Origin of the sequence: Mesorhizobium sp. M0045 (assembly GCF_040323385.1) — a bacterium.
Taxonomy (GTDB): Bacteria; Pseudomonadota; Alphaproteobacteria; order Rhizobiales; family Rhizobiaceae; genus Mesorhizobium.
Map to the genome: position 1 here is coordinate 1 of NZ_JAMYUY010000060.1, position 2,624 is coordinate 2,624.

A 2,624-nucleotide genomic window follows, 5' to 3' on the forward strand; every position below is an offset into this window, starting at 1 on the left:
TGCGGATTCCGACGTGAAGCCGGCCGCCATTCCGATCAAACACCGGCCACCATTCCGGTATGAAGCCGGCCACCATTCCAACCAAAGACCGGCCAGTTTTCGGCACTGAAGATTACCTCCTGGGTCAGCAACTTTGGCATCAATTGCCTCGCGATGAACGGGGACATTTTGATGCCGGCAAAGAGAAGGCTGACCATGAGACAGTTGAGACAAATGCTTCGGCTTGCCGGAAGCGGGACCAGTTCCCGCGAGATTGCGGTCGTGCTGGGAATAGCACGCAGTACGGTGCAGGATAATCTGCGGCGCGCAGCGACAATGGGGTTGAGCTGGCCCCTGCCAGGCGAGCTGACCGATGACGCGCTTGAGAGCAAACTCTTCGCTCGCAATGGCGTCAAACAGGGCACGCGGCGGCGCACAGAGCCGAACTGGGCCCATCTTGCCGTCGAGCTCAAGAAGCCGGGCGTCACGCTCCTCATCTTGTGGGAGGAGTATCGAGGAAGTCATCCCGACGGATATGGCTACAGCCGGTTCTGCGAGCTCTTTCGCAGCTTCGAACAGCGGCTTTCCCCGACGATGCGCCAGGAACACGCCGCCGGCGACAAGGTCTTCGTCGACTATTCCGGCAAGAGGATCCCGATCGTTGATCGAGACACCGGCGAGATCCGTGAGGCGGAGATCTTTGTGGCGGTCTTGGGAGCGTCCAGCTTCACCTATGCCGAAGCAACCTGGACCCAGACACTGCCTGATTGGATTGGTTCACACGTCAGGATGTTTCGTTTTTTTGATGGCGTTCCCCGACTGATCGTCCCCGACAATCTGAAGTCGGGCGTCAGCCGCGCCAGCTTCTACGATCCCGAGATCAATCGCAGCTACGGCATGATGGCATCCCATTATGGCGTCGGCGTTCTTCCGGCACGGCCGCGACGGCCGAAGGACAAATCGAAAGTCGAGAACGGCGTGCGTTTCGCCCAGTCATGCATTCTGGGGCGGCTGCGCAACCAGACCTTCTTCTCGCTGGCCGAGGCCAATGCCGCCATTCGCCAGGCACTCGATCGCATCAATGATCACGTCATGCGTCGGCTGGGCGTCAGTCGCCGGCAACTGTTTGAGAGCGTCGAGCGTGCTGCGCTCGCAAGCCTTCCGAGCAAAGACTACGAATTCGCCGAGTGGCGTTTGGCCCGCGTCTCGACGGATTACCATGTCGAGTTCAAGACCTTCTTTTATTCCGTACCGCACAGCCTCATTCGCCAGCAAGTCGATCTGAGAGCAACGGCACGCACCATCGAGATCTTCCACCGCGGCAAGCGCATTGCCGTCCATCAGCGCCGCTATGGCGGCCCTCGTCATGGGACTGATCCGGATCATATGCCCAGCTCCCACCGGCGATATGCCGAGTGGACGCCGGATCGTTTCCGTCGCTGGGCCGCATCCGTCGGCCCCGAGACGGAAGGCTTGGTTGTCGCAATCCTCGCCAGCCGCCCACATCCTGAACAAGGCTTTCGAACATGCCTGGGTGTCCTGCGCCTGTTTCGCGATGTCACACGCGATCGCGCCGAAGCCGTGTCAGCCCGCGCTGTCGAGATCGGTGGGCTGAACTGCAAGAGCATCGCCTCGCTCATCGCCAATCACAAGGCCGCAAGGCATTCCACCGAACCGACCGCCATCGTCGATCACGCCAATCTGCGTGGCCCTGATTACTTTCATTGAGGAGACACACCAATGCTTATCCATCCGACCATCGACATGCTGCGCGAACTCGGCCTTCATGGCATGGCCACCGCCTTCCAGGAACTCGACGCACAATCCGAAGCACGCGGCCTCGAGCATGGCGAATGGCTTGCCATGCTGCTCGAGCGCGAGGCTACCATGCGCCGCCAGAAGCGTTTCGAAGCCCGCGCCAGAGCTGCAAAGCTTCGCCATGACGCACAGATCGAGAATGCCGACTTTCGTGCCGCACGCGGTCTTGACCGCAATCTGTTCATGGCGCTCGCCGGCTGCGACTGGATTCGCAAGCATCACAGTCTTCTCATCACCGGGCCGGCGGGCGTCGGCAAGAGCTGGCTGGCCTGTGCGCTAGGCCACAAAGCTTGCCGAGAGGATTTCTCCGTCGCCTATCACCGCGTTCCCCGGCTGTTTGCAACACTTGCCCTCGCGAGAGGCGACGGACGTTATGGCCGGATCCTCAAGCAACTCGCCAAAACCGACCTTCTCATTCTCGATGACTGGGGACCGGAAAAACTCAATGATGACCAGCGGCGTGATGTGCTTGAGATCATTGAAGACCGCTACGAACGCCGATCGACAATCGTCACCAGTCAGCTGCCACTGGATCACTGGTACGAGATCATTGCAAACCCAACTCTGGCCGATGCCATCCTCGACCGCCTCGTTCACAACGCCTATCGCATCGATCTCACCGGTGAAAGCATGCGAAAACAGCGCTCGCCAAGAGCGACCGAAACAGCGCAAGCTTGACCTGAAACGAAACCCAATCCAAACATCAACGAGACCCAGGATCAGTCCGAAAAATGGCCGGCTTCAAATCGGAACACCGGCCGGAATGAAATCGGAATGACTGGCCGGCTTCAAATCGGAATCGATGGCCGGCTTCGTCGGAATACGCA

At 59.6% G+C, this 2,624-nt stretch carries 2 protein-coding genes; both read left to right on the forward strand.

The features are described 5' to 3' along the window. Positions 1 to 195 precede the first annotated feature (195 nt). Positions 196 to 1,707, forward strand: coding sequence for an IS21 family transposase (gene istA / locus NKJ72_RS30810; protein WP_502901928.1), 1,512 nt, complete (start codon positions 196 to 198; stop codon positions 1,705 to 1,707). Positions 1,708 to 1,719: 12 nt separating this feature from the next. Next, a complete protein-coding gene (gene istB / locus NKJ72_RS30815; protein ID WP_352480784.1) occupies positions 1,720 to 2,475 on the forward strand; it encodes an IS21-like element helper ATPase IstB in 756 nt (251 codons plus the stop codon). Positions 2,476 to 2,624: the final 149 nt, after the last annotated feature.

Bases quoted from the DNA above. Each gene is read 5' to 3' on its own strand.
- istA (WP_502901928.1), top strand. From the start codon at position 196: ATGAGACAGTTGAGACAAATGCTTCGGCTTGCCGGAAGCGGGACCAGT.
- istB (WP_352480784.1), top strand. From the start codon at position 1,720: ATGCTTATCCATCCGACCATCGACATGCTGCGCGAACTCGGCCTTCAT.